The organism is Furfurilactobacillus milii, assembly GCF_021654115.1.
Taxonomy (GTDB): Bacteria; Bacillota; Bacilli; order Lactobacillales; family Lactobacillaceae; genus Furfurilactobacillus; species Furfurilactobacillus milii.
The window spans coordinates 385,328-411,445 of the sequence record NZ_JAIWJF010000001.1 but is presented as its reverse complement, the minus strand read 5'-3'; the positions used below and the strand labels follow the sequence as shown (position 1 = coordinate 411,445).

Annotated in this window: 19 protein-coding genes; 7 read left to right on the top strand and 12 right to left on the bottom strand. The window is 46.2% G+C overall.

Going from position 1 to position 26,118, the window contains the following annotated elements; all coding sequences use genetic code 11:
* Nucleotides 1-46 precede the first annotated feature (46 nt).
* From LDK34_RS01720 to LDK34_RS01710, 3 genes are all read right to left on the bottom strand, one after another.
* Nucleotides 47-2,674: a cation-translocating P-type ATPase gene (locus LDK34_RS01720; protein ID WP_236941328.1), complete on the bottom strand. Its 2,628-nt coding sequence runs from the start codon at nt 2,672-2,674 to the stop codon at nt 47-49.
* 241 nt (nt 2,675-2,915) lie between these two features.
* Nucleotides 2,916-4,265: an amino acid permease gene (locus LDK34_RS01715; protein WP_236941327.1), complete on the bottom strand. Its 1,350-nt coding sequence runs from the start codon at nt 4,263-4,265 to the stop codon at nt 2,916-2,918.
* A gap of 153 nt (nt 4,266-4,418) precedes the next feature.
* Nucleotides 4,419-8,165 (bottom strand): MucBP domain-containing protein, encoded by a 3,747-nt coding sequence (locus LDK34_RS01710; protein ID WP_236941326.1) that lies wholly within the window; start codon nt 8,163-8,165, stop codon nt 4,419-4,421.
* Between the two features lie 305 nt (nt 8,166-8,470).
* On the opposite strand from LDK34_RS01710, the gene LDK34_RS01705 reads away from it, so the two are divergent.
* The 3 genes from LDK34_RS01705 to LDK34_RS01695 all read left to right on the top strand — a co-directional run bounded on the left by LDK34_RS01705 (nt 8,471) and on the right by LDK34_RS01695 (nt 11,380).
* Nucleotides 8,471-9,160 (top strand): YoaK family protein, encoded by a 690-nt coding sequence (locus LDK34_RS01705; RefSeq protein WP_236941325.1) that lies wholly within the window; start codon nt 8,471-8,473, stop codon nt 9,158-9,160.
* A 101-nt stretch (nt 9,161-9,261) separates the two neighbouring features.
* A complete protein-coding gene (locus LDK34_RS01700; RefSeq protein ID WP_236941324.1) occupies nt 9,262-10,656 on the top strand; it encodes a DHA2 family efflux MFS transporter permease subunit in 1,395 nt (464 codons plus the stop codon).
* 82 nt (nt 10,657-10,738) lie between these two features.
* Nucleotides 10,739-11,380 carry an NAD(P)H-binding protein gene (locus LDK34_RS01695; RefSeq protein ID WP_236941323.1) on the top strand — a complete coding sequence of 214 codons (642 nt, stop codon included), beginning with the start codon at nt 10,739-10,741 and terminating at the stop codon, nt 11,378-11,380.
* Between the two features lie 192 nt (nt 11,381-11,572).
* Here the strand turns inward: LDK34_RS01695 and LDK34_RS01690 are convergent, their stop codons facing one another.
* A complete protein-coding gene (locus LDK34_RS01690; protein ID WP_236941322.1) occupies nt 11,573-12,421 on the bottom strand; it encodes an aldo/keto reductase in 849 nt (282 codons plus the stop codon).
* Nucleotides 12,422-12,608: 187 nt separating this feature from the next.
* On the opposite strand from LDK34_RS01690, the gene LDK34_RS01685 reads away from it, so the two are divergent.
* Both LDK34_RS01685 and LDK34_RS01680 read left to right on the top strand, forming a co-directional pair.
* Nucleotides 12,609-13,502 (top strand): ABC transporter ATP-binding protein, encoded by an 894-nt coding sequence (locus tag LDK34_RS01685; protein WP_236941321.1) that lies wholly within the window; start codon nt 12,609-12,611, stop codon nt 13,500-13,502.
* A complete protein-coding gene (locus LDK34_RS01680; protein ID WP_236941320.1) occupies nt 13,495-14,724 on the top strand; it encodes an ABC transporter permease in 1,230 nt (409 codons plus the stop codon). Before LDK34_RS01685 ends, LDK34_RS01680 begins: the two co-directional genes overlap by 8 nt.
* 326 nt (nt 14,725-15,050) lie before the next feature.
* On the opposite strand, the gene LDK34_RS01675 is transcribed toward LDK34_RS01680, so the two are convergent.
* The gene (locus LDK34_RS01675; RefSeq protein ID WP_236941319.1) at nt 15,051-15,977 is read right to left on the bottom strand and encodes a LysR family transcriptional regulator; all 927 of its coding nucleotides are present in this window, start codon (nt 15,975-15,977) and stop codon (nt 15,051-15,053) included.
* Between the two features lie 169 nt (nt 15,978-16,146).
* Here LDK34_RS01675 and LDK34_RS01670 point away from each other — a divergent pair, with 169 nt between their 5' ends.
* Entirely contained in the window at nt 16,147-17,997 is a 1,851-nt protein-coding gene (locus LDK34_RS01670; protein WP_236941318.1) for an FAD-binding protein, read from the top strand.
* A 344-nt stretch (nt 17,998-18,341) separates the two neighbouring features.
* Here LDK34_RS01670 and LDK34_RS01665 read toward each other — a convergent pair whose 3' ends face one another.
* The 5 genes from LDK34_RS01665 to citC form a co-directional block, all read right to left on the bottom strand.
* Entirely contained in the window at nt 18,342-19,232 is an 891-nt protein-coding gene (locus tag LDK34_RS01665) for a LysR substrate-binding domain-containing protein (protein ID WP_161003846.1), read from the bottom strand.
* Nucleotides 19,233-19,734: 502 nt separating this feature from the next.
* Complete coding sequence (gene citF, locus LDK34_RS01660) at nt 19,735-21,273, bottom strand: citrate lyase subunit alpha (protein WP_236941317.1); 1,539 nt, start codon at nt 21,271-21,273, stop codon at nt 19,735-19,737.
* The gene (citE, locus tag LDK34_RS01655) at nt 21,263-22,177 is read right to left on the bottom strand and encodes a citrate (pro-3S)-lyase subunit beta (protein ID WP_236941316.1); all 915 of its coding nucleotides are present in this window, start codon (nt 22,175-22,177) and stop codon (nt 21,263-21,265) included. Before citE ends, citF begins: the two co-directional genes overlap by 11 nt.
* Before the next feature lies 1 nt (nt 22,178).
* A complete protein-coding gene (gene citD, locus LDK34_RS01650) occupies nt 22,179-22,472 on the bottom strand; it encodes a citrate lyase acyl carrier protein (protein ID WP_236941315.1) in 294 nt (97 codons plus the stop codon).
* The gene (citC, locus tag LDK34_RS01645) at nt 22,462-23,520 is read right to left on the bottom strand and encodes a [citrate (pro-3S)-lyase] ligase (RefSeq protein ID WP_236941314.1); all 1,059 of its coding nucleotides are present in this window, start codon (nt 23,518-23,520) and stop codon (nt 22,462-22,464) included. The genes citD and citC overlap by 11 nt, the downstream gene beginning before the upstream one ends.
* A gap of 239 nt (nt 23,521-23,759) precedes the next feature.
* On the opposite strand from citC, the gene LDK34_RS01640 reads away from it, so the two are divergent.
* Nucleotides 23,760-24,701 (top strand): sugar-binding transcriptional regulator, encoded by a 942-nt coding sequence (locus tag LDK34_RS01640; RefSeq protein ID WP_236941313.1) that lies wholly within the window; start codon nt 23,760-23,762, stop codon nt 24,699-24,701.
* 135 nt (nt 24,702-24,836) lie between these two features.
* On the opposite strand, the gene relB is transcribed toward LDK34_RS01640, so the two are convergent.
* Both relB and LDK34_RS01630 read right to left on the bottom strand, forming a co-directional pair.
* On the bottom strand, nt 24,837-25,085 hold the full coding sequence (relB, locus tag LDK34_RS01635; protein ID WP_236941312.1) for a type II toxin-antitoxin system RelB family antitoxin: 249 nt from the start codon (nt 25,083-25,085) through the stop codon (nt 24,837-24,839).
* An 83-nt stretch (nt 25,086-25,168) separates the two neighbouring features.
* Nucleotides 25,169-26,089 (bottom strand): aldo/keto reductase, encoded by a 921-nt coding sequence (locus LDK34_RS01630; protein WP_236941311.1) that lies wholly within the window; start codon nt 26,087-26,089, stop codon nt 25,169-25,171.
* Nucleotides 26,090-26,118: the final 29 nt, after the last annotated feature.

The following is a 26,118-nucleotide window of genomic DNA, read 5'->3' as shown; positions in this document are numbered from 1 at the left end:
GTCAACAAAAAAACTCACTAATCATAAAACTAGTGAGTTTCTATACCTATTCTGTTACCACTGCTTCTGAATGTTTACGCCAATCCAATCGCTTCAACCCTTCTAGAATAGCGGTTGGGATAAGCGCAGCGACAAGACTAATCAGCCATTGCATGGGCGTTAAACTGGTTAGTCCAAAGGCACCTTGCAAAGCAGGTACGAGCGCAATCAAAACGATGATGGCTGCGGCTGTCCCTAATGCGAGGTTAAGTGACCGGTTCGCCTTGATTGATGCCCATGTCATCGGTTCACGCCGTTTGATTGGGTAAATATCAATCATTGAACCCAGTGCCAAGACAAGGAACAACATTGTGGAACCAACGACGGCCTTGTTATCTGTTAAGCCAAAGCGACCCAATGCGTAAATACCTAGCGTAAGCACAGTGTAGATGCCGGCTCGCCACGCCATCCGTTTGCCAAGTCCGTTTGCAAAAATACTTTGCTCATTTGGAATTGGTGGTCGCTTCATTGCTGACCTTTCACCTGGTTCACGGGCCAGGTAGAAACCAGGAATCCCGTCGGCCAGCACGTTAATTAGCAGCAATTGTTCTGCAATCAGCGGCGCACCCCAACCCATTAACACGCTACCGATCATTAAGAAAATTTGGGCGAAGTTAACGCCGACTAAAAATTCGACAGCCTTAAGGATGTTTTGGTAAATCGTCCGCCCAGAATCAACGGCATCAATAATCGTAGCGAAGTTATCATCAGTCAGGATGACATCAGCCGCACCCTTCGCTACTTCGGTTCCTGTGATGCCCATTGCCACACCAACATCGGCGGCTTTTAATGCGGGCGCATCATTGACACCATCACCGGTCATTGCCACAATTTTGCCATGACTCTGCCAAGCATTCACAATCCGAATTTTGTCCTCAGGTGACACTCGGGCAAACACGCTGACATGTTCAACCTTGTCGGCCAGTTCTTCATCACTCCAAGCGTTCAACTCGCGGCCAGAAACGGCTAGGTCACCGTCGCGATAAATCCCAATTTGCTCAGCAATCGCCCTAGCAGTCTCCTTGTGATCACCCGTGATCATCACTGGTTTGATGCCTGCCTCACGTGCTTGCTGAACGGCCGGTGCAGCTTCAGGCCGTGGTGGGTCAATCAGACCGATAATGCCCGCAAAGGTTAGGTCTCTTTCTAACTTCGTCCAGTCTCGCCCTGGATCGCTATCAAAGACACGGTACCCAACGGCCAACACCCGCAGTGCGTCATGTGCAAACGCGTCATGTACGTTGTCCAAACGTTGCCGTTCTGTCTGGGAAAGTTTAACCGGTAAACGATCTACAGCCCCTTTGACAATCAGCAGAAACTTACCTTCCGCCAGTTCATGGAGCGTTGCCATGGACTTCACATCCGATGAAAACGGCCGTTCTGCCACACGTGGCGCTTCTTGTTCAAATTTATTTCTCGACAAACTGTGCTGCTGCATTAATCGAACGATGGCCAGTTCGGTCGCGTCACCAGTGGTCTGTTCACCCTCATCCGTGGCGACAATGGTGGCATTCGTAGCCAGACCAAAATAGCGTAATAGTCGCGTTGCGGATGCATCGAGTTCACCATTGCGACTAATGTCAGCCGGCTGCTCACCAGGCACCCACAGCCGCGTAATCGTCATCTGGTTCTGCGTTAAGGTCCCCGTCTTATCTGAAGCAATCACATCAATACTACCGATTGTTTCAACGGCACTGATTTGACGAATAATCGCATGCCGTTTGGCCATTTTTTGAACACCGACAGCCAAACTGATGGTTACAATCACTGGCAACGTTTCAGGAACTGCCGCTACAGCTAACGAGACACCCATCATCAAATTGTCAGCAACGCTACCCAACTGCTGTGTCATGCTGAGCATAAAGATCAGCACCCCACCGGCGATGGCAACACCGGTTAGGGTTAAAGCTAACCGTGACAACCGTTTTTGTAACAACGTCTGCTTTGGTTTGGTCTTATTCAACAAACCAGCAATTTCACCGAGTTCCGTTGCCATCCCAATGGCAGTGACAATCATCGTCCCTGATCCGCGGGTAACCGACGTCCCGGCAAATACCCGGTTGACTTGATCGCCGATTGATTCGACATCCTTACCGTTGCCGGTCAGTGACTTTTCAACCGCTTCGCTTTCACCCGTTAAAATAGCTTCATCCACAGCTAGTGCTGTCACGCTTTCTAGCAGTCCATCAGCTGGCACCCGGTCACCGGCGTTAAGAAGCACAACATCGCCGACAACAATGTCAGCCGCCGCAATCTCCTGAACGATGCCATCGCGACGCACCTTAGCTGTTGGCACACTCATCTGTTTCAGCGCTGCCAACGCCTTTTCTGCGCTTTGCTCTTGATATAGCCCGATCGCAACGTTTAAGATGACGATCGCTCCGATAACAATCGGCTTAGTCCAACCGCCATCTAGGGCAATTGCCATATAGGTGGAGATCCCAACGGCAACCAGCAAAATAATGGCCGTAATTTCCGTTAACTGTTGAAGTAGCTTCCGCCAAATACTCGGTGGCTTTTGTTCCTGCAATTCATTCTTACCGTCTAGTGCTTGACGGTCCTTAACTTCTTTGGCGCTTAATCCCTGATGGATAAAGTCACGCCGTTCTTCTTTAGTGTGTGCAATCTGGTTCATCGCCTCAGTCCTTTCTCAGTCTAACTTCGGTGGAATCGATCGCTACATAACCGCTGTCATGCATGACTCGTTGCAATAATTTTAACAAACGCAAATGAAGTCGCGCAAAGTTAACGCCTATGAAAGCCATAAAAAAATGCGACTCGTTGATTGCCGTTTGGCGGTTTCCACCACTACAACGGTATCAAACTGAGTCACAATCATATCTCACATTAATTTATAAACTAAAACTCAATGATAATCAGGATTCTTTCACGACAACCCGGCTGATTAGCGTCAACACCAGTATGATAGCGCCGGCACCGAACACCATCCACCAACGCTGAGGATCGAAAAACAGTCCAACGATGACGAGACCAAAAAAGACCAACGTTATCCAATCACTGATAGGAAACAACGGCATCGCAAATAGTTGACTTGGCTGCTTCGTTTGTCGGCGATAACGTAAGTGACACACGATCAGTGCCATCCATACAACGATAAAGTTAATCGTCGACATACTGGCCACTAACGTAAAGACGGTTCCTGGTAGTAAGTAATTTAACAGTACGGTCAGCAACAAGATAAAAGCTGAAACAAGCATCGCTGGTCTAGGTACGTTAAAACGGTTAACCTTTTTGAGTCGTTTCGGCGCACCACCCATGTTAGCTAGGACAAATAACGTCCGACTCGTACTAAATAAGGCGCTGTTGGCCGCTGACAAAGCCGCAGTCAATACCACAAAGTTGATTACACCAGCTGCCGCTTTAATTCCTAGGCCATTAAACACTTGTACAAACGGACTACTGTGAACTGGCAACTGTTGCCATGGATAGATGATCATCATCGCAAACAACGCACCAACGTAAAACAGAATCATCCGAATCGGCAGACTGTTGATGGCCCGTGGCAATTCTGTCTGTGGGTTGGCGGTTTCACCTGCAGTCAGCCCCAGCATTTCAATCCCAGTAAAGGCAAAAATGACCAGCGTAAACGAGGTCAAGAAGCCCGACCAGCCAGTGGCGAAGAAACCACCATGCTGCCACAATCGTGCTAAATTAGCCGTATGCCCATTAACGTTTACTTGCGTTGCCAGCAAAATAACCCCAACGGCAATTAACGCCACAATGGTGACCACTTTGATCATCGCAAACCAGTATTCCAATTCACCAAACGCGCCAACAGACATCAGGTTGACTAAAACGAGAAGGCCAATAATGATCAGTGGTGGTAGCCACTGGGGCAAGCCCGGCCACCAGTACTTTAAGTAAATACCAGTTGCCGTCAAGTCAGCCATTGCGAGGCTCAGCCAACACAACCAGTAAATCCAGCCAATGACAAAACCTGCGCGTTTGCCAAGATACGTTTGAATAAAGTCTAAAAAAGACGTTTTCTTCAAATCAGACAACAATAACTCACCCAAGGCACGCATCATTAAATAACAAAAGAAGCCACCTATGGCATAGGCTAAAATGATGGCCGGTCCAGCTTGGTGAATCGCGCTACCAGAACCTAAGAATAAGCCAGTACCAATCGTGCCGCCCAGCGCAATCATTTGAATGTGACGGTGTGTTAGCTTACGAGCAAGTTGTTTGGGCGGTGTCTGTGCCATGATGTTTCCTTTCTTATCCGGTCATTTTTGTAAAAAGAGATGCAATTTACTCTACGCTAACTCGTTTTCGGACGCAACCCATCAAAAAAGCACCGACCGTAATTGCCAATTGGTACACCAATTACAGTCAGTACTTTCAGTTAAGATAGGAAATTACTTTTTAGACCGTTTTTTAAACATATAGAATCCTGTAAACGTTACTAACAAGGCGAGGACGCCAATAGTAACCAGTGCTTCTGTACGTTGACCCACGAACGGTAAACCACCTGAATCCTTTTTTGCCGATGATTTAGTTGCTGGTTCGCCGGGATCAATCTGTTCCATTGCCGGTTGATTACCTGCCAGTGCTTGACCGGAATCATGTGCGGCAGTCGCTTCTTCAACAGAAGACATTGACTGTCCAGTACTTGATTCATCACTCACCATCCCCGATTGTTGAACTTCTCCAAGCACGTCGGTTACTGGATAGTTTTGTGATTGACCATTAGTTAACTGGTTATCAGTGTTTGTATTACCGGTCGTTGTTTGCTGCTGATTATTCGTGTTTTCTTTTCCAGCGTCAATATTCTGATTACCTGTTGTCCCCGATCCATCGCTGTCGACGCTTGAGCTGTCGGAGTTACTCGTGTTGCCGTTGCCACCGCCAGTGTTGGAACCGCTATTGACGTCATTACCATTTGATTCAGTATCAGAACTATCCGTGTTAGAACTACTATTGCCTGATTCTGAACTACCAGAACTGGATTCATCTCCTGGATTGGATGGTTCTGTCGGATCTGATGGTTCCGGTGTCGGTTCCGGATCTGGCTTAGGATCAGGTACGGGTGATGGCTCTGGATCTGTTGGATCTGGATCAGGATCCGGTTCACCTGGTGTTGGATCTGTTGGATTAGCCCGATAAAGATAAGTTACCGTACCACCGCCTTCTGGAATGTCACCATTAGCGGCTAGACCAGCGGCATCTACCCTAACAAAGCTATATCCGTCAAAGTCACGTTGGTTTGTTTGATACGGTTTACCCACTTCTTGACCTTCTGGATATGTTGCAACTGCATTGCCAAGCAAGTCGCCATCTTCCGTTTTATATTCAACCTTCACATTTGGCAAGTTGTCATCAGCGTCACCATAAACGAACGTCACCTGCTTGTCGGTTTCTTCCAACGTACCAGTTGCGGGCGCACTGTCCTCCGTCGTAAACAGGTAGGTCAGTGGCCGAAAATCACATGGACTGGCTTCATACCGTTCACCAACCGCCTGACCATTTGGATAATCCGCTTCGTGACTATCCAGTTTCTCGCCGTCAACCGTCTGATGAGTCACGTGAACACGCCCACATTTTGCTGGGTCATCTTCTTTCGAATAAACATACGTCACTGTACCACCCTCAGCGGTCAGATAACCACTCGCTGGCAAACCGTCGCTGGATACCTCTTTAAAACTGTATCCCTCAAACGTATATTTAGTCGTTTGGTAACGCCCACCAACAACCTGTTCGTCTAAATACTTGGCCTCTTCGGAATCCTTTAACTCCTTAGGCTCAGCATCATCGGTGACATAACGAACCATCACTTTACCAGCAGGTTCGGGGTCGGGCGTTTCGGTGGCTTTATAAATGTAGTACACATCACCGTCTTCGGCCGTCAATGTACCAGTAGCCGCTAAGCCTTTTTCTTCATCCACTTTCACGAATTCGTACCCATCAAAATCACGTTTCTCGGTCGTGTACTGTTTACCGACATGTTGACCATCCGGGTAACCGGCCATTGCACTACCTAATGACTGACCATCTTCCGTTTGATAATGAACGGTAACTTTGCCGGCAGGTTCTGGCTCAGGATCCACTGCCTTGTAGATGTAGTAAACGTCACCACCGTCAGCGGTCAATGTACCAGTTGCGGCTAGGCCCTTTTCTTCATCCACTTTCACGAATTCGTACCCATCAAACGCTTTTTGCTTCGTCGTGTATTGTTTGCCGACATGTTGACCGTCTGGATAATCGGCATCCGCACTACCTAATGTCTTGCCATCTTCCGTTTGGTAGTGAACCTTCACTTCCCCAGCAGGTTCGGGGTCTGGTTCGACTGCCTTGTAGATGTAGTAAACGTCACCATCGTCGGCTGTTAATGTACCAGTGGCCGCCAAGCCTTTTTCCTCATCGACCTTCACGAATTCGTACCCATCAAACGCTTTTTGCTTCGTCGTGTACTGCTTGCCGACATGTTGACCGTCTGGATAATCGGCATCCGCATTGCCTAACAATTTACCATCTTCCGTTTGGTAGTGAACCTTCACTTCCCCAGCAGACTCTGGTTCTGGCTCATAGTAATAGGTCACAGCGCCACCTTTATTGTCCAGAATTCCTGTAGGCTTCAATCCATTTTCGTCGATGCCAACATACTTGAAACCAGGAAACTCACCAATTTCCGATGTATATCGTTGACCGACAAACAAGCCATCTGGAAATGTCGCCAATCCTTCTTGCAATAAATTGCCTGTGCTCTTATCAACGTGGTTAACCGTTACTGGCATCGCGGGTTCTGGCGCATTCTTATCGCGATAAATATAAGTCACGATACCCTCGTCTTTCTCCAAGAAACCTGTTGGCGCCCAGCCACTTTCATCTACTTTAACGAAGACATACCCGTCAAATGTGCCCTGCTGCGTAAAATATTGATTACCAACAATTGGCGGCAAAGGATTGCCACTTGAATCTTTTCCGTAAGTGGCATTTTCAGTTTTCAGAATTTTGCCATCTTCCGTTTTGTGAATCACTTTAACACCAGCCGAGTCCGACTGAGTCGATTCATAAACGTAAATTACGGTGCCACCAGTTCCGCTGTATGTTCCGGCAGCGGGCAAACTGTCTTTACCCATTTCTTTAAATCTGTAACCAGCAATGTCTTTTTGTTCTGTTTGGTACTCTTGTCCATCTGGTCCTGACATGCTTTCAGGATCGGCGATGTCATGATAATCATCCTTATCTTCACGAACATATCGTACGTTAATACCAGACCAAGACTCATACTTAAAATTATCAAATTTATACTGATGTTTGTTTTTCGAACCCCCAGTGGAAGCGCTGACGGCCATCGCCATCTGTTGATACTGCTCGCCCTTAGGAATCGTGTATGTCCAATACTTTGCGCCTTCAGCCGCATCATACTGAACCGTTAACAAACGCGTTTTTCCGTCATAAGAAATCTTGAAGGGCCTAAAATTACCATCGATATTCTTTGGGCCATCAAACTTCTGCACCGTATCCGTGTCAATCGTGGCCCAGCCCTTTTCACCATCCGTTGTAACAAACGCCCCATATGGATTGACGTTTGGATCGGCTTCCCACCCTAACTGATAATTGGGGTATTTTCCATTGGGATCTGGGGCTGAATAGCTATTATGGAAAGTATCTAGCTGAAAACCAATGGCATTTTGCAATCCACCGATTCCCATGTTGGCGCCACGATATCCCACCGCATTCGTATCGCCAGGGTGGAAGGCAAACCCAATACCGTCAGCTCCTGTAGTCTTTGGATCACTACCGAGGTTAACCGAACCAGTCAGTTCAAAGCTCTTATCAAGATCGATCCGATCTTTTAACGTAAAATTACCAGCCTGTTCAAGTTCGTTTTCAGTAAGGGTTACAATTCCCGTATCACTTGCCTCATCATACTTATATTTCGCTGACCCATTCAGATTAAATCGCTCCAAGAAGTCCTTTGCAGAAACATTGATTGTCCCTTCGTTACGCTCAGTTTGTTGCTTTGTCTTCGTTTCCGCCTTTGCGGACGCTGGTGGGCTCCATGCTAGTCCACCAAGTGTTCCAAACATAATCAGTGTGGCAGAAAAACCATGAGCCATCTTGGCCACCCATTTTGAATGCGTACCAATTTCCATCATCATTTCGTCGCCTCCATCTATTGCTTTTGCTACAGTTCTTATCGTAATCATAAGAATAATTAGTTTTGCCAACAATTGATGTGACTCGTGAAAGATGCTGATATTGCAACATTTTGAAATACTCCCACAATTAAGTTTTGAACAATACACCCCGTCAATCATTACTCACATATGGATTAAGTACCTCAAGCTGTTCAAATAATTAACAATTAATTTTTTTGCATTTTAGTTCACGTTTTATCATTGAATTTTAATCTTCTGCGGTTGTGCTAAACTATTCCTTATACGAAATCGGAAAGAAGTTTATTATGCCCCTAGATAAAGACGGTGTTCCCCAGATTTACCAGCTTCGCCGGCTCGCCGTAGCTCTCACAATGGTCGGTGGTTTTATCGATGCTTATACATTTGAACAGCGCGGTGGCTCATTGGCAGCCATGCAGACTGGTAACATCATTTTTCTGAGTGTCGATGTTGCCAAACGCAATCTGCCTAGCCTCATGACCAAGGTGGCAGCCATCCTCTTTTTCTCGCTGGGCGTGCTGGCCGTCAGTTTATTTAAACATCGTCACAACACATACTATTGGCGGATTCCCACCCTCTTACTGGAAATGGTGGTTTGTATCATCGTTGGGTTCGAACCACGGAGCGTGTCTGACATTTTTGCGGTACCACCGTTAGCAATGGTCATGGCCATGCAAACAACGGCTTTTAATGCCATTGAAGGTCACGGATACAACAGCGTTTATTCCACCGGTAACCTTAAAATGGCAATGATTGCGATTGGTGAGTTTCATTTCCATCACAACCGCAGTCAACTAATTAGCGCAATGCTGTACCTAGAGTTGGTTTTTGCGTTTGCGGCGGGCGCCATCATCTCGGCACTCTTGCAACTTTCCTTCAATGTTCACGCGATTTGGTTTGCTGCAGTTGGCATCCTATTGATCATCATCGGCTACTCCATTGCGATCCATCAAAAGAACATTCAATTCAGTGATTAATTGCTCTTCATAAAAAGTTTTATAAATTCGTTCTAGCGAGACCTTCCGAGACTGTGATATAAACGAAGTAACGTTTAATTGCACTTTAAGGAGGTCTTTTTTTGCAACAACGAACGCTCAATAGTCGCTTGATCCTTGCCATTTTTGCCACTGGTCTAATGTCATTTGCCGGTGTGGTGGTCGAGACGGCCATGAATATTACTTTTCCCGTATTGATGCGGCAATTTCACATCAGTACGGGAACCGTTCAGTGGTTAACCACTGGCTACCTGCTCATTGTTGCGACGTTTGTCCCGATTTCGTCCTTCCTCAAACGACGATTCAAAACGCGGACACTCTTTTTAACGGCCAACTTGCTGTTTATTGCTGGCCTGCTCGTTGATACGCTTGCCCCGACATTTGGCGTGCTTCTTCTAGGACGCCTCATTCAGGGTGTTGCAACTGGGATTGCACTGCCGTTGATGTTTAACATCATTTTGGAACAGGCACCAATGGACAAAATTGGTCTGCTTATGGACATTGGCACGCTAGTCACCGCGGTTGCACCTGCATTAGGACCAACATATGGCGGCCTGATTGTCAGCAACCTCAACTGGCGGGACATCTTTATGTTCCTCATCCCACTGTTGCTACTCTCGCTGATTACCGGTCTACTGACCATTCGGCAAGTCAATAAAACAGAAAAGGTCCATTTTGACGTTCTCAGTTGGGGGCTAGTCGCGCTGACCTTCATCAGCTTTATCCTTGGTCTCAGCAATATGGCCCACGTGACGACCCAACCGTGGCCTGTTATTTTAGGCATCGTCATTGGTTGTTTGGCCCTCGCAGCGTTCGTTTGGCGTTCCAAACGTATTGACCAGCCACTGATTAAGTTGACAGTTTTTAGTCAACCCGTTTTCAGTTGGCACCTTTTAGCATTCTTTCTCGTTCAAATCAGTGCGCTGGGATTATCCTTTCTCCTGCCAAACTTCCTGCAACTCGTAAACGGTAAAAGTGCCTTGATTGCCGGGTTGGTTGTCCTGCCTGGAGCTGCGCTAGGAGCGTTATTTGCGCCCCTAGGTGGCACGATTCTCGACCATTTCGGTCCAACACGGCCAATTTTGACCGGTGCTTTCTGTCAGTTAGTCGCGTTGGGCGGCATGATGTTTGGCACAAGCTCTCTGACTCCTGGCATCATTTTAAGTTGGTATCTGCTCTATATGTTTGGTACCGGCCTAGCATTCGGCAACATCATGACAACCGGCCTAAAATCTCTGTCAGACCAACAACAAAGTGATGGTAACGCTATTTACAACACCGTTCAGCAATTCGCCGGCGCTGTCGGAACGGCGATTGTGTCTGCGGTAGTCGCGCTGACACAGGCCGGTAGCACTCACTCCTTTACATTCCGCACTCAGTTAGGCACGCATCGTGGTTTTATTGTGCTGGCGGTACTCTTGCTGATTAACTTCTTTGTATTGGTTCACGGTCTGCGGTTAAATCACAAAAAACTTTAGAAATTCGTTTGCATTACAGTTACTCGAAGGCTCTATACTGACGTCACTTAGTCGAAATAGCTGAGTTTGGGAGGTATTAACGATGCAAAATGTTTTAATTTTAGGGGCTAATGGCACGATTGGCCGTCAAGTCACTGAACGTTTATTAAACGAGACGGATGCCCACTTAACCTTGTTCTTGAGGAATGCATCACGCCTGACAATTACTGATCCTGCCCGTGAAACGGTTATCGAGGGCGATGCAATTGACGCCGTGACGGTAAATCGAGCCATGGTTAATCAAGACATTGTCTTTGAAACCCTTGGTGGTGACACGGAACATGAGCAGCAGGCGCAAGTCATTACTGCCGCTATGGAAAAAGCGCACGTCTCGAGAGTACTATGGATTACTGGCATCGGTATCGAGAACGAACTAACCGGTGCTTTTAAAGAATGGGAAAATCAGGCCGTTGGTGACTTAATGTCCGTATCCGTTCGTGCGGCAGACGTGATCAAAAATTCAGCTTTGAATTATACGCTGATTCGTTGTGCCTGGATGACCAATGACGCAACCATTGACTATGACACCTCAGCCAGTGGCACTACAGTTACAAACACCATTGTTTCGCGCGCCAGCGTCAGCGATTATGTCATTAAGCTAATCACTGATTCCACCCGTGATAACCGTGCCAGCATCGCTGTCTTCCAGCCAAGCACTGAAGCAGATTCACCAGCTGGTTACTGATATTTAGACTTTTTTGAAGATGCTTGAATAAAGATCATCGCAATAACAGCGTGAACCCAAACATGGAACGGTCCGTCTCAATTTGACGGACCGGGTAGGATGCCCAAACACAAACACTTAAAAGAGCCGCTGCACAAACATAAATTGTTTGCGCAACGGCTCTTTTATTTAACTAGTTAACAAGATTTCAAACTAGCCTTGTGTTGCATTGTGAAAATGTGATGGTGCAGTATCAGGCATGTTGTTCAACTTGTCCATGTCCTCACCTTGAATCGTAAAGTCGAGTTCTTTATTTGCCTCAATGTGCGCGGCACTCGTAGCTTTAGGCAGTGGCAGCAAGCCATTTTGGATGCAGAACCGTAAAGCTAGTTGGGCGACACTAACGCCGTACTTTTTAGCCATCGCGGCAACATCCTCATTGTTCAACAAACCACCAGTTGCTAATGGTGAATAGGCTTCAACCAAAATATTATTTTGCTTGGCAAAGTCGACAATCTTTGGCTCTGTAAAGCCAACGTAGTACTGAATTTGGTCGACCATCGGCGCAATTTCAGCATCCTCCATCACGTTTTGCAAGTCGTGTACATTGAAGTTTGAAACACCAATGGCCTTTACTCGGCCGCTCTTGTAGATTTCCTGCATGGCGCGCCAAACATCAACGTTTTCCTTATCATGGTTGGTACCAATTTGTGACCATGGCCACGGTGCATGAACCAAGTACAAATCTAAATAATCGATATCTAAAGCTTTAAATGTTGCGTCAAAATCCGCCAATGTACCGTCATATGTCTTCGTCTCGCCGGGCAATTTTGATGTAACAAAAATATCCTTGCGATCGATGCCTGAATCGCGAATGGCTTGGCCAACACTCGCTTCGTTTGCGTATGCCTTCGCTGTATCAATGTGCCGATAGCCAACCTTAAGGGCGTTTGCGACAGAATTGTAGGCAACGTCACCAGCAGGAATCTGCCATGTGCCAAAGCCGACTTTAGGAATCTCAATGCCGTTACTTAACTTATAAGTATCTGTAACTGTTGCCATTTTCATACCTCCATTTAATAAAAGGCAGTTAACAACCACCGTGACTATATACTAGCGCTTTCCACCCACTCGAATGCAAGCCATAACCCATCTAAACAAACAAATTTTCTGTTCATTCGTTGCATTTTTTCATATACTGACAGTGTTAATGTTCACGGTAATGACGCACTCCAAACGAGGTAATCGCATGCTAACTGTAACAAACTTAACAAAACGATTCGGCCCTAAACAAGGTGTTGAGGATGAATCGTTTACCATTCAAGAAGGCGAAATCATGGGCCTGATCGGTCAAAACGGTGCTGGCAAAACCACCACGTTTCGGATGATTTTAAACCTCCTACAACCTGATAGTGGCACCGTTTTATGGCAGGGTCATCCCCTGACTAAAGCCGACTACAACACGGTCGGCTTCTTGCCCGAGGAACGTGGCCTTTACACCCGTATGTCCATCCAGGACCAAGTAGTCTACTTTGCCGCCCTTCGTGGGCAAAAACCCGCTGTTACACGAAAAGCTCTCCCACAGTGGATGGCACGCTTTAATGTTAAGGGCAAACTGACAGATAAGATCAAGGACCTATCCAAGGGGAATCAACAAAAGGTTCAGTTAATTGCCACATTAATTCATCAACCGAAACTCATTATCCTTGATGAACCATTTAGCGGTCTCGATCCTGTTAATGCCCAACTACTCGAAGACAGTATCATCGAAATGAAGCAACATGGCGCCAGCATCATCTTCTCCTCTCATGACATGGCAAACGTGGAACGCATCAGTGATCATCTACTGATGCTAAGAAACGGTGAAACCGTACTTAGTGGCACACCAGACGAAATTCGGTCACAGTTCGGCAACACCCGTGTCCGTTTGCGCTCACCGTTGGATCATGCAACATTAGCCGCCTTTCCTGGCGTTAATGATGTTCAGCAACGTGGCAATGCCTACGAACTAACGCTAGACAATGAAAACGTAGGTCATGACCTATTCAAGGCTGCCACCAGCCAGGGTTACATTCCGGAATTTTCGCAAGAGCCACCGTCGTTAGATGAAATCTTCAGAATCGAGGTGGCCAATCATGAATAAGTTTATGGTCGTTACCCGCCAAGTTATTCGCAAGGACATCAAGTCGCCTGCCTATCTGTTTTCACTATTCTTTCCAGTATTAATTATTGCGGCCATCGCGTTGTTTGCATTTATCACTAATAAGACCAATCAGACGCCGACCATTGCTATCACCAGCAATAACGTGGCTTTGCGTAACGCAATGGTAGAATCACCCACACATGGCGATTACCGTGTCAACAAGGCCATTTCCACTGAACGAGTTGCTGAGAAACGGTTGAGTCACGAAAAGATCGACGGCTACCTCAATGTCACCACGGCCGGTCAAACGGTTAGCGCCGTTTACCGACAACGGACCAATGGCAATTCACTAGACAGTGACACGCTTAAAAATAACCTGAATACATTAAAACTGCGGCAGGCCGCCCAGCAACTGGGGCTGACTGCCAAACAATTACAACAACTGTTTGTCCCCGCTTCGTATAAAACCCAAAACGTCGCCTATCAAAATGGGGTCGTTCGCCGTCAAAAGTCCAACCAACAAGGGGCTAACCTGGTCGTCGCGTTTGTCGTTACCTTTTTGATCTACATGTTTATCGCAATGTACACCAGTATGATTGCCCAGGAAACTGCTACCGAAAAAGGCTCTCACATTATGGAGATCTTGGTCAGCAGTGTCAGTCCTGTGACGCAATTCTTCGGTAAGGTGACTGGTATGCTGGCGCTGATCGTCCTGCAAGTCATCATTACCGGAGTTGCCGGTTTGATTGGGATGCAATACTTCAACCACAACATCAGCTTCTTAGGTAACTTTTCCTTTAGCCAAATTCAACCGGGGATGGTGAGTGTGCTAGTGGCCTACTTTGTTCTCGGTGTCATGTTGTACACCGTCATTGCCGCAATGTTAGGTTCCATGGTCACGCGTCAAGAAGAAGTCAGTCAAGCGCTGTCCCCGTTAACGACGGTGGGGATGCTGGCTTACGTTGCCTCCTTCATCGCAGTGAATAGTAATAGCCTACTCATTCGAATCGGTTCTTATGTCCCATTTCTCTCTCAAAGTCTGATGCCCGTTCGTTACGCAGTCGGTAACGCCGCACTTTCAGAAGTTTGGGTGAGTGTGGCGATCGCCGCCATTGCGCTGGTTCTCATGACTTGGATCGCCTGCCGCGTATATCAGCAGCACGTGCTAGATTACAGCAATCGCAAGCACTGGTACCAGTTTGGTCGCAAACGTCGTTCATAGTTATGCTACTAAAAACAGGATTTGATTGTCGTGATATACGGCAGTCAAATCCTGTTTTTTAATGTTAACTTCCGCTTTCGGTTGTCAGTTTATGAAACTCTCTGCGTGGACCGACCCAAGCCATAAACCGTCTTGCGTCTCGACTTGAAGCCGCAAAACCACCGTCTTCAAGCTCGTCCGTGCTGTAAATTCGGCACGAGCCACCGAATTAACACCACTTTCGCAGTTAGTTTCAACACTGACGCCCTCCAGCTCACATTTGCGCACTGATTTTACTCCAACAATACATTCCCGCAAAGATCTGTGCACAAATCGCAAACGCAATATTAGAGCTCGTATCCTTGTTCCATCAATACATCGTCCTTCTCAACGCACGTTTGAATCAAGAATTTTAACGGTTCTGACGGTACTAATGCTTTTCGATAGGCGACGCTACAATCCAAATTCATCATTTCTGGCGAAAACTCAAACACGTTAATGGGTAAATTCGCTGATAATTTCTTTGCGCTATTCACATTGACAATAACGCACCCCAACTGCTTCAATGCCAAACTGACAGCGATCCTAGAGTCACTGACTTCCATTCGGTCATTAACATGAATACCATTGTCGCGAAAAGCATGATCTACCAGTTCCTGAAACCGTGATTCACCGCCGATGCGAATAAAATATTCACCGTTTAACTGACTAATTGTGTCCGCGGTGGCCTGCCGCCAAAATGTGTCCTTGCGATAAAGCCGAGACGTGGCCGGCACCAATAACGCCAATTTCATAGTGCCTAATGGCTTCGTTACCACCCGTGGCTGATAAAATGTTTTGCCAATAAACATGTCCAACTGCCCATCTGGCAACATATTTTCTGCACGCGAAGTGGTAACTTCCTGAATAGATAAGTGCATCTGTGGAAACCGTTTGTAAAACTCGGGAAGTAGTTCGGCAAACCAACTGGCCGCCAAGGGTTGATTAATACCCAGTGAGAGTGAACCATACTCAAACTTTCCTAGGCTTTCCATTTCAGTATCCATCGCTCGATGTAACTGTTGTTCCTGCTGCAAATAAGACAGCAATCGTTCACCAGCATACGTTAAATGAATCGGCAATGTTCGATCAACTAACTGAACGCCATACTCTTTTTCAGCCTCACCAATCTGTCGGCTGACGTACGGCTGGCTCATGTATAGTCCTTGAGCAATCGCCGTCATTGTGTCATACCGGTTAACTGCCGCTAAAAAATCAACCAATCGTTTCTTCATCGTTGCTCACTTTCATGACTGTGTTTCGTTTATTTTATCATGATAAGTGTTAAATCATTACTGTTTTGTAATAGCCCACGTTTGATTTTGGCATTTCACTTTCAATGTTATCGGTTACATAATGTGGTTATTGTTAATAACTGCACAAGGATTCGAAAGGATGACATTGATGACTAACGCAACTTCTTGGGATGCCACATATGACACGATTGTTCTCGGATTTGGCGGTGCAGGCGCCACTGCCGCACGTTTTGCAGCCGATGCCGGTGCCAGAGTTTTGCTAACCGACGCCGCTCCAAACGGACATGAAGGTGGTAACACCCGTTATTCTGCCCAACTTCTTGGTACTGGCGATGATTTTGACGGAGCTAAAAAATACTACAAAGCATTAACAGCACCGATGAAACTTGACGAAGATATGATTGATACTTATGTCGACGGTATGGTCCACATGCGCGACTATGTCCGCAAATACCTAGGCGTTGAACCAATCAGTGCTAAGAAAGATTTGGCAAAGATTGCACCATTGCCCTTGGATAAAGCAGTGTTTGAATACCCGGAATATGAAGGTGTCCATTCATACGATTTCACAACAGTTCATAAAGGCATGTTTGACGCCGCACTTTGGCAAATTTTACGCCAAAAAGTTATGGACCGCGCTGATAAAATCGACGTTTGGCTTGAGTCACCAGCATTGCATTTGTTGCAAGATCCAGAAACAAAAATCATCACAGGGGCACAAATCAAACGCCAAGGGCACACATACAATATTCAAGCCAAAAATGGTGTCGTGCTAGCTGTTGGCGGTTTTGAAAACAGTCAAAAAGATGTTCAAGACTACTTAGGTGCCAGTCATCTTGGCGTACTAGGTACTTTGTACAACCGTGGTGACGGCTTACGTATGGCTGAGGAAGTCGGTGCCGATATGTGGCATATGAATAATTACGAAGCACTTGGTTTTCTCAGTGGTATGGCATTCAAACCTAAACAAGGCGAACGGGCTCGATTGTTGCTTACACCCGGTGACAGCATGTTTTCCGGTAGTATTATTACTGTTGCAGATGATGGTAGCCGTTACTTTAAAGAAGACGAACCGAACCGTCACGGCCACATTTACGATCACGGCACATGGCGAATTCCACGGACCAACGTCCACCCGCACCTGGTCTTTGACCAAGCTCAGTATGATCAATTTAAAGATGCAGAGAAACTGCCATACCCTGAATTTTTAGACGACCTCGTAAGCGCAGATTCCCTAGCGGACTTAGCAGATAAGATCAATGCTGATCCTGAAATTTTATCCGCGACCATCAATGACTTTAATACGTTTGCCAAACAGGGCAGAGATTATGCATTCAACCGTGATCCTAAAACCATGCGAACATTTGATGACGGTCCCTACTACGCCATTGAACTAACTCATGACGTGTTAAATACACAAGGCGGTCCACGTCGTAATGTCAATGCAGAGATTTTGGACGCCAATCAGCAACCAATTCCTCATTTGTACGGTGCTGGTGAACTGGGTGGCATTTCAGCTAACCAGTATCAAGGCGGCGGAAACCTTGCTGAATGTTTGATTTTCGGTAAAATTGCCGGTGAAAATGCGGCTAAACCTAAATCTGATAGCAGCGATACAACAACTGCATACGCAACTGATGCTTCTACTAGTGCTAGCCAAACCGAACGTAAACCCACATTAACTGGTAGTAACGACCTAGTCGCTGACGAAACGCCACAAGATATCAAAGTTGGTGCCAACCAATATCTTGGTAGCAGTTCAACCGGTATCGGTGGCAAGGTCGTCGTTCGCATCACTTACAATAGTGATCGCTTGCAGAATGTTGAAGTCGTTCAACAAAGTGAAACCGGTGAAGTTGGCGGCGAGGCTGTGAAGGTTTTGCCTCAACGCATGGTCGCTAACAACACTTACGATGTTGACGCTGTTTCGGGTGCATCAGTATCTAGCCGCGCTATTAAAGACGCCGTAAAAGATGCACTCTCAAAAGTAACTCATTAATTTTTCGATTTTTAGTCTAAAAGGCCGCCGCAATACTCGGATAAGAAGAGTGTTGCGACGGTTTCGGTTTATTACTGATTTAGTATTACCAATATATAATGCCGTTGCGCAGACCAGAGACGCCATTCCATGGGGACCAGTCTCAACCCGAAAAAACGCGGTTTTCAACCTCGATTCTGAGCCCCAAACCAGGCCATAAGTGTTGTCGACACGGAACTCTGTCTCTAGTCCGCTTCACTCGTATAACAGGTAAATTATAAAAAATTGGCTACTGAACATGCATAAATGTTCAGTAGCCAATTAAGTTCTTTATAACCGGAAAACATCAACATTTAAGCGGACTCTCAGGCCACCGTTTGTTTGAGCGCAAACAGTGTGCTGATAAACTCTTGTTGAATCTTGTTCGGCAAAAATGCCTTCCGCACGACTAGTGACATGTTAAACCGCTCAGGTAATGGATCGTCCAACGTCAACGCAACCACATCGTCGCTAGGTTGAACCGCATCGTCAACCAGTAAACTAACACCTAAATTAGCTCTAACCAACCCTTTAATTAACGACAATGTTGGCGTGCTATAAATGACATTCGGTTTGAAACCAGCATATTCACTGTAGGCCTTCAACGCTTGTGGGTGAACAAACTTCCCGGTCATCGTAATAAAATTATCCCGTGCCAATTGTTCAAACGAAATATGTCCAGCGTCTGCCAACGGATGTTCCTTGCTGACAACTGCTTTAAATGGGTGCGATGCCAACAATGTAATATCGAGATTTTCCTCGTGAAGTGGGCGAACCGATCCAAGCAATGCAACGTCAATGTTGCCGGACTCTAACTCCTTCAACAGCTGATCAGAGCCAACTTCCAACGTTTGGGTGTAATTTAGCAACCCCTTTGAAAACAGCTGGCCTGCAATTAATGGGAACCACATCGTGCCGATAATTGGTGGCATACCAAACTGAATGGTCGATTGATTGGCGCGAGAAACCTCGCTGTGTGCTAGGTCTAAGTCCTTTAAGATGCGTTGAGCACGCTGATACAGTAAAATCCCTGCGCGCGTAATAGTCAGTTTATTATGGGCACGATCACGTTGAACCAACGGCGCGCCAAACTCATTTTCCAGTCGCTGAATCGCCACCGTAATGGTCGGCTGACTCACATTAAAACGGCTAGCAACCACCGTAAAGTTTCTCAATTCTACTAATGATGAAAAATAGGCCAAGTCGCGCGTGTTCACGTCGTTTGCGCCCCTTCCGTTGAATGTTAATCACAATATCTAAAGACTACCATACTTCTCAAATGTCGGTTAGCCATTTCGTATAGCGGGTGGGAAAATGCGATTTTGTACACAGTTTCGTGGAAAATTTAGGTATCAACTCGGCAAAACTGTCCGCAAATGGAGTGCAGTCAGCTAAGGACAGAGTTCCGTGAAAGCAATTCTTGGCGGCGGGTTCAGCCGCTTAGAATTGCTGGACGACTTCAAAGACGTGCATTTCGGCTTTGAAGCGAGGGCGAAAACTGCGCTAGCAGGTTGACCCCGGTCACATGGAACGGCGTCCTTGGCTGACGGAACGGTGCGAAGCTGATCTAAAATAGTAGTTTGCATTGTTACATAGCCAAAACGCGTTCACACCCCACGAGCCTGTGCATAACTCAAAACAAGCGCTGCAAAGGAAAGTTCACCTTTACAACGCTTGTTTTATGTTATTGCTCGGCTCTAAACCGGGGGTGTTCACGCTCTAATCTTTTACCTCATGAATCGCGTCAATCACACTACCGTCGCGATATTCCACGAGGGCAACTGTGCGGTCGGTAAATTCAAGTGGTTTTGGCGTGCCGACTTTGGCAGCGGCCATCTTCTGTAATTCATCGATTGTGTACACAGGCACACCAGCTAAATGACCTAATGATTCTTGTAGGTCCTTGCGCTTAGGGTTGATGGCGATACCGTATTCGGTAACCAGAACATCAATGGAGTCACCAGGCGTAACAACTGTCGTAACATCTGGCACAACTGTTGCAATTCGGCCACGAACTAACGGTGCAGAAATAATCGTCAGTTTGGCAGTAGCAGCATCCTGGTGTCCACCAACGGCACCACGGATGACACCATCTGAACCGGTCATAACGTTAACGTTAAACTTCGTGTCAATTTCCAAAGCACTCAGGATAACAACATCCAGTTGATCAACCATTGCACCCTTGTTATCAGGATCGGCATACCATGAAGCGTCGATTTCCTGTTGTTTAGGGTTGGTGTGCATGGAATCAGCAGCACCCTTATCAAAGTCCTGCACATCCATCACGCGGTCAATCAAACCTTCGTTTAACAGATCTGTCGTTGGCTTGGTGATGCCACCTAAAGCAAACGATGCCTTGATCTTGTTGTCAATCATAGCCTGACGCAGGTAACGGGTAACAGCTAAAGCAGCACCACCTGAACCAGTCTGGAATGAGAAACCATCTTTAAAGTATGGGGAGTTAACAATCACATCATTAACTGTTGACGCAATCTTCAATTCCTTAGGATCCTTTGTGAAACGAGTTGCTCCAGAACCAATTTTGTCTGGGTCACCTACTTGGTCCACTTGAACCACATAGTCAACTTGCGTCTGTTTGATTGAAGCCGGCGTGTTCGGGTATGGCATCAAGTTATCCGTTAACAGCACCACTTTGTTAGCATATTGCGCGTCCATTAAGGCATAACCCAATGAACCAAAAACAGCTTTACCGTCCATCCCGTTGGCATTACCTAGCTTGTCGGCGTTTGGCACACCAAGGAAAGCAACGTCAATTTTAATGTCACCATGTTCAATGGCACGGGCACGATCACCGTGTGAACGGAAGATAACTGGGTTCTTCAAGTTACCGTGTGACACGAAGTCACCTAATGAACCACGCATCCCTGAACTCGTAATGTTGGTTACCGTACCAGCCTTGATGGCTTCAATAACCATGTCGTTCATAACACCAGTCAGTGAAGATGGTGCCAATGTTAGATTCTTAATGCCAGCATCAATGATAACCCGCATCACCTTGTTAAATACAAAATCACCGTTACGGAAGTGGTGATGGAATGAAATGGTCATGCCATCTTTAACCGTTGCTTTAACAACGTCTTCGATGGAGTCGACTAACTTGTCGTCACCCGTTTGAACGTGAACACTTGGCGCAACCCGTTGGATATCTGGGTTACCAATGTTTGTCGTTTGGTAGGGTTGGTAGTCTAAGGCGTTCATCACATCATCTGGTAATTCGCGATTTACATTATTTTTCAATGGTATTGCCCTCCTCATCCACTAAGTGTGAAGCTTTTGCCAAACGCATAACCCGTTGTGCCCGAAGAACAACAGGACGGTCAACCATCTGACCATTCATTGAGATAACGCCGGAGCCCTTGATCCGAGCTTCTTCAATGGCGTTAATAACATTTTTGGCGTTCGCAATTTCCTTGGCTGTTGGTTGGTAGACCTCGTTAACCATGGCAATTTGCCGTGGGTTAACCAGTGACTTACCGTCGAAACCAAGTTGGTGAATGTACCGCGTTTCACGGTAGAAGCCTTCAGTATCATCCATGTTGGTGAAGACAGTATCGAACGCAGCGATGCCAGCCGCACGAGCAGCATGCAGAACCATGTTGCGGGCGAACTCTAATTCGGCACCATCTGGGTAACGGTGTGTCTTCATGTCGGTTGTGTAGTCTTCAGCAGACAATGCAATCCCGATCATGCGGTCAGAAGCGGCTGCAATCGCTGGGGCATTTAAGACACCCTTGGCGCTTTCGATAGCAGCCATCAAGTGGGTTGAGCCTTCTTCACGACCGAATTCCTTTTCAGCAGCTAAAACATCTGCTTCCAACGTTTTGATCATTTCAGCAGTTTCAGTCTTTGGCAAACGGATAACGTCGATGCCGGCCTTAACCATTGCCTTAATATCGTTGTGGTAGTAAGGTGTGTCGTCACCGTTGATGCGGACAACCAGTTCAGCATTGCCGTAGTCTTGTGATTTCAAGGCTTCATAAACTAATGCGCGGGCTGTATCCTTTTCAGCCATCGAAACGGCATCTTCAAGGTCAAACATAATGGAATCAGCACCGTAAATACCGGCATCCTTAACCATTGCGGGATTATTACCGGGAACAAACATCATTGTCCGGCGTAAGCGTTCTTCAGTTTCAGCCATATTAGAATGCCTCCCATGCTGGTTGATTTTGAGTTTGTAATGCGCGTTGGGCAACGGCGATCGTCCGCGCCTTGATAACACAATCCAAAGCACCTTTGTCGACAGCCTTGACCTTGACGTTATCAATATCGAATTCAGCTAATGTATCCGTAATCACCTTACGAATTTGATCGCCAAACTGTTTTTCAACGTCCGATTCCAAATCAATGGTGATACCGTCTGTGCCCTTCGACAACATAATTTGAATGTCGGAAGATTCCAGCGTGCCCGCAAGTGCGGTCTGCTTAATTTCCATTAATGTTCATTCCTTTCTTAATGCGAAACTGTAGTGACTCTAAATGTTGGTTAATAAAGTTAATCGTGCTAGGTGGTAACAACGCAGCTAATGAATCAAGTTGATCATCTGCAATCGCCTTACGAACAGCAGTTGCAGTGACGATTGTCCCATCCGTCGTCGTTTTTCGATCGACGATTTTAACAGCTACCTGCGGCGGAAGTTCACGTTGCAAAACTTGGTTATAGATTCCAGTCGTTCGCGACAGCGGTTCCGTTCCTAAATAACGGGTCTTAATGTTCAACGCTGGCGCTATTCGATCACGGAAAATGCGCGCATCAAGGGTCGTTTGGTAGTCCACTTGTTGGTCAGGCGTCGGTAAAAAGTAAGCCGGGAACGTGGCGTAACTAACCATATAGTCGCCACCGTTCACGACAATGACGTTCTTTAAATCGGCTGTTCCCTGTTTGACCAGTTCAAACCGTTCGGCCGTGTTAAATAGCGAAGCATCCGTGTTAACGACAAAGACATAAACGACGTCATTTTCACTGGCTGCCCGCTCGACCAAGTAACGATGCCCCTGAGTAAACGGATTGGCATTCATTACGATACCAGCCACCCGCTTGTTCGTTTGATCAGCTACTCGCGGAATCGCATCGAGATAATCATCAATGCTACTGTCCCCAGTTTCCAGCAACGCGGCAACATCTGAATGTGCTAACTCATGAAACCCAACATGTTGAAAACTATCGGAGTACTTGAGTTTAGTGAAAACAAACAGATGGAAGATCTGCTGTTGAAACAAGCGGCTGATGAGCGCAGAGACAATTGTGTTAAACCGCGACCCTTGATCGACGCCTTTGTTGCAAACACCGATGTATTTCAAAATATTCCCGGCAGCAGACCCAGTTGCTACTAACCTGTCGCCTTCGTAAATACCAAGGGTGAAGTCAATTGCAGCCGTTTCTTGCGACTGAAAATCCGTGATGCCTAACGAGGTCAGAAAATCTTCCCACGTTTTGCGAACCTGTGGGTCATTCAAGTGCAAATCAACAATTTCATTATTCATTCGCCATGTACCACCCTTTTCGTGCAGTTCGTCACATGCCATGAAAAGTAACGAACCAGATATCGTGTTCTACAGGTGCTATTTTACTCGGCTCGTGTTAATATTGCAAATTGAAAGCCGATTTTTTAAATACTTAAAAACGCCAATTTAATCTTTTGCACATTTTAAAGTGCACTTGCATTTTTTAAAATTCTGTGATGAGATAGACAATAGAAGTCTAAAGAACGGAGTAACCGCACATGGATGATGTCAAACACCGTGAACAATTGGCCGGGATCGCACAGGATTATTACCTATCCAAACTGCCTATTACAGATATCTCGGAAAAATACCACCTCAGTCGTTACCTCATTAGTAAATCGCTGGATGAGGCGCTGGCCTCAGGGTTGGTTAAAATCAGTATCGATACACCCGTTTCCCGCAATGTCGAAATGGAGCTTGCCTTCAAGCAAAAATTCAATATCCGCAACATGATGATTCTAAAAGATAGTGACTCACCGGACAAAGATTCGGCGAACGTCATTGACTTTGCTGCGGCCGAAATTCAGGAACTGATCCGCCACTGTCACGTTGTCGGGATGACGTGGGGTGACACCGTGTGGAACATCATTGACCGGTTTCAAACGGAAGTTCGCGAAAACCTTATCTTCACGCAGTTTGTTGGTGAAAACTTAAAGCTAAACACGGCTGCCAGCACGGTGCCACTTGTCCAGAAAGCGGCTGCCAAGTTTGACGCCCAGTACGTCACCCTGCCAGCGCCGCTTTATGTCAACAACGATGAGATTCGTGAAACTTTACGCAGTGAACCTGCCTTCGTGCCAGCGTTATCGTCCGCTGCCCGGATGGACATGGTGTTTGCCGGCATTGGCACACTTGCCTCAATCAACACCATCCCCGTTTGGAAGCAGCATTTCAGCGACCTATTTCAAAATGTTGATGATCAACAGATTGCCGGTGTGCTGTTTGGGCGGCCCTATGACGTGGACGGTAATTTACTGAATAATCATGATAAAACCATGGGCGTGTCAATGGACGAATTACTCACAGTTCCCCGTCGTGTCGGCATTGTGAAGAGCAAATTCAAGAGTCGTGCGTTGCTGGGTGCTCTACGTGGTGGTTTTTTGACGGATGTCATCACTAACGAAGCCGTGGCTAATCGTGTCCTGTTGGAAATGGATTAACGGTAAAATTTGCTGTTTCATTTGAAAAATTATTAAAACACAAAAAGAGTGAACGACTATCGTTTTAGAAACGATGTTCGTTCACTCTTTTGTCTGTATAAATAAGCCTAAAATGCTTATTGTCATTGAGCTCCATCAGTCAGTAAAACCCAGCTCTTTTTCCACTTCTTCTTGAGTGTAAACGACTGAATCCTTTTTAAATTCTTTTTCAGCTTCAATAAACGCTTCGCAATCATGCTCATCTTCTACTTTTTCTAAAGCTAAGTCGCGCATAAATTTACCGACGCCAATTCCTTTTGAGTTAGCATACGCTTCTAAAAAGGCCTTATCATTTTTTGCAATCCTAATCGTTATTGTCGTGTCATTGCGCTTCACGTTTTTCATATAAACGGCCCCTCGCTTTTGCACAACATGGTCCAAAAATAGTAAGAGAAAAAGTCTTATTCGAAAGACTTTTTCACTATGCTCTATTTAAACGCACTAAATGCGTCATCAATTGCTTTATATTCTTCATCAGACAAGACAACGGTCAACGCCTTCGCATTACTGTCGACTTGTTCAGGTTTGCGAGCACCCGGAATCACAACACCAACAGCCGGATTGGCGATGTACCATGCCAAAATCGTTTGAGCGACAGTCGCGTCATGTTTGTTAGCAATCCCGCGGACAACATCCAACCCTTTCATAATCAGTTGATATTGTTCAGCTGAGAATTGTTTGAACTTATCCGCATCGTCGAGACCGTACTTGCCAGTCAGCAAACCAGATGCCAGTGGGAAGTATGGGACGAACGAAATCTTGTTATCCTCCAGATATGGGAACAATTCCTTTTCTGCTTCACGGTGAACCAGACTGTAATTGTCCTCTACAATGTCGACTAACCCATCTTTTTTGGCCTCTTTGATCTGGTCCAAACTGAAGTTGGAAACACCGATTGCCTTGATCTTGCCAGCTTGTTTGACCTCGTTTAACGCCGCCACTGCCTCGTTCTTTGGTGTCGTTTCATCTGGAAAATGAATATAGAAGATATCAATATAGTCAGTCTTCAAACGTTTCAGCGCAATATCAACGGACTTCTTCAGGAATGCTGGGGTATTGTTATTCTTTAAATTATTGTCGCTGTCTTGAGCAGCCTTCGTTGCCAGGACAACTTTACTGCGATCGTAGTTCTGTAAAACGTCGCCAATAATTTCTTCTGACCGGCCAAGACCATACATAAACGCTGTGTCTAGTAATGTAATACCACTGTCTAAAGCGGCCTTAACGACAGCCGCGCCATCCTCATCCTTTAAACCAGGAAACAGGTTATGACCCCCGACTTTGTTTGTACCTAAACCTAACTTAGTTGTCGAAACGTTACTTTTGCCGATTGTGACTGTTTTTGCCATTTGTGAACGTCCTCCCTAAATTGAAATGC